The 2,648-nt window shown below is 69.7% G+C and carries 2 protein-coding genes and 1 tRNA gene; 1 reads left to right on the top strand and 2 read right to left on the bottom strand.

The window, feature by feature from the left end; genetic code table 11:
* Positions 1-414: 414 nt before the first annotated feature.
* Both ACBY01_RS17125 and ACBY01_RS17120 read right to left on the bottom strand, forming a co-directional pair.
* Complete coding sequence (locus ACBY01_RS17125; protein WP_416462196.1) at positions 415-1,122, bottom strand: RlmE family RNA methyltransferase; 708 nt, start codon at positions 1,120-1,122, stop codon at positions 415-417.
* Positions 1,119-2,162 carry a Ppx/GppA phosphatase family protein gene (locus ACBY01_RS17120; protein ID WP_416462195.1) on the bottom strand — a complete coding sequence of 348 codons (1,044 nt, stop codon included), beginning with the start codon at positions 2,160-2,162 and terminating at the stop codon, positions 1,119-1,121. Before ACBY01_RS17120 ends, ACBY01_RS17125 begins: the two co-directional genes overlap by 4 nt.
* 258 nt (positions 2,163-2,420) lie before the next feature.
* Here ACBY01_RS17120 and ACBY01_RS17115 point away from each other — a divergent pair.
* Positions 2,421-2,494: transfer RNA gene (locus tag ACBY01_RS17115), tRNA-Gln, on the top strand.
* Positions 2,495-2,648: the final 154 nt, after the last annotated feature.

The raw sequence follows: 2,648 nt of genomic DNA, 5'->3' as shown, positions 1-2,648 counted from the left end.
GCCATCGCCCGCCAGCTCAACGAGCGGCCCAGAAAAACCTTGCTCTACAAGACGCCGGCTGAGACCTTCGCCCAAGCCGTTGCGACCACCGGTTGAACCCACACCCATTTAGGCCCGAAGGTCGGACTGATGATCATCAGGATCAACCAATTTGCCGACAGGTTCGCGTCCCGGAGTCGATAATAAGTGATCCCGACGAGAACTATGTAGATGGGGAGGCTCAGCAGAAAGGCCAGCCACTCCGGGCCGGAAAGAGTCTCGACGGCGGAAAGGTCGAGGGCGAGGAGCACAACTAGCGTGAGACTTGCGAGTCTGTAGGGGCGTCGCCGTGCGTAGCTTTTGAGGAAGTTCCGCATGCCGGAAGCGTAGCTATGAGGAAGTCCGCCTTTCACCCAATTTCCGCCCGTTCGCTCATCAGTCTACGATCGAATCGTCCGCCGGCTCCTCCGGCGCCCCCTTCGCCCGGCCCTTGAATCCCTGCGCGATCACGTACCATTCCGACGAGTCCTTGCGGCTCGCCGGCGGCTTGGCGTGCTTCACCGTTGCGAAGTTGCGCTTCAATTCGGCGACCAGCGCGTTGTCCGCGCCTCCCGCCAGCACCTTGGCGACGAAGCCGCCGCCCGGGCGCAGCACTTCGCAGGCGAACAGGACGCCGGCCTCGACCAGCGCCATCGTGCGCAGGTGGTCGGTCTGGGGATGGCCGACCGTGTTCGCCGCCATGTCCGACAGCACCAGGTCCGCCTCGCCGCCCAGCGCCTCGCGCAACAGGTCGGGCGCGGTCTCGTGCAGGAAGTCGAGCTGGAGGATGGTGACGCCGTCGATCGGGTCGACCGGCAGCAGGTCGATGCCGGCGACCTGCGCGGACGGCGCGAGCTTGCGCACCACCTGCGACCAGCCGCCCGGCGCGATGCCCAGGTCGACCACGCGCTTGACCCCGCGCAGCAGGTGGAAGCGCTCGTTCAGCTCCAGCAGCTTGTAGGCGGCGCGGCTGCGATAGCCCTCCGCCTTCGCGCGCTTGACGTACGGGTCGTTGAGCTGGCGCTCGAGCCAGCGCGTCGACTGGGCGGTGCGGCCGCGGGCGGTGCGGACGCGCTGGCGGCCGGGCGGCAGGCCGCGGGTCACAGGTAGCGCCCCTGCATCAGCCGGCGCAGGATGCCCTCGCGGATGCCGCGGTCGGCGATGCCCAGCCGCTCGGCGGGCCACAGGTCCAGGATCGCCTCCAGGATCGCGCAGCCCGCGACCACCAGATCGGCGCGCTCGGGGCCGATGCACGGCACCTTGGCGCGGCCCGACAGCTCCAGCTCGGCGAGCTGCCGGCTGACCTGGCGCATCGCGTCCGCCGGCACGATCAGCCCGTCGATCGCCGACCGGTCGTAGCTGTCGAGCCCCAGGTGGACGCTGGCGAGCGTGGTCACCGTCCCGCTGGTGCCGAGCAGCCGGCGCTGGCCGTCCACCGCGGGCAGCCGCTTGGCGAAGGGGGCGAAGCTGTCGGCGACGCAGCGCCGCATCGCGTCGAACGCACCGCTGGCGATCGGCGCGGCGCGGCCGGCGCCCAGGCTCTCGGTCAGCGACACCACGCCCCAGGGGGCGCTGTGCCAGTCGACCACGCTCGGCACTGGGCCGGCGGTGTCGAGCAGCACCAGCTCGGTCGATCCGCCGCCGATGTCGAACACCAGCGCGGGGCCGTCGCCGGGTTCGAGCAGCGCGTGGCAGCCGAGCACCGCCAGCCGCGCTTCCTCTTCCGCCGAAATCACGTCCAGAAAGATACCGGTCTCCTCGTGTACGCGCCGGATGAAGTCGCCGCCGTTGGAGGCGCGCCGGCACGCCTCGGTCGCCACCGCGCGCGACAGGGTGACGTTGCGACGGCGCAGCTTGTCGGCGCAGATCTTGAGCGCGGCGATGGTGCGCTCGATCGCGGCGTCGCTCAGCCGCCCGGTGGCGGCGAGCCCTTCGCCGAGTCGGACGATCCGCGAAAAGGCGTCGACCACCGCGAAGCCCGCGCCCTGGGGGCGGGCGATCAGCAGCCGGCAGTTGTTGGTGCCGAGGTCGAGCGCCGCGAAATGGCGCGCTCTCGGCAGGCGCGCTGGCGCCTGTGCATGCGGTCCCGGACGGGCGGGGGCATTGCCCCGCCGGTGCGGCAACCGGGCGGTATTTTCCCCCATGCCGTCACTTTCTTGTTCTTATGTTCTGTCCGTCACGGCGGAAAGACGCCCGCCGCTCGGTGCTTGCCGAAAAAACTAGCGGAAGCTTTCGGCGACGGCAAGGCGAGCGAGCGGCGCCGGCACGCCGCCCGTCCCGATCCGCGCCGGACCGCCCGCGACGGTCGCCGGGTCGCGGCGCCGGGGGATCTTGGGATCGCGCGACGAAACAGGCTTGACCGCGCCGCCGCCGGCCCCTAACAGCGCGCCCTCACACGACGTTGCCCTGTCGTCTAATGGTAAGACTACGGACTCTGACTCCGTCAATCGTGGTTCGAATCCACGCGGGGCATCCAGTTCCGGCATGAACGCCCGGAACTGCCGAGCATCGGCCGGACGGCCGCTTCCCACTGTGGGTTCAACCGGTGGTCGCAACGCATCATTCTCGAGGTGAGGAGGGTGTGAGCGATGAGGCAGCGCAAGCGGATCTACTATTCGGCCGAGCAGCGG

Source organism: Sphingomonas mangrovi (assembly GCF_047975845.1).
GTDB lineage: Bacteria > Pseudomonadota > Alphaproteobacteria > Sphingomonadales > Sphingomonadaceae > Sphingomonas.
This window is presented reverse-complemented; position numbering and strand designations above follow the sequence as displayed.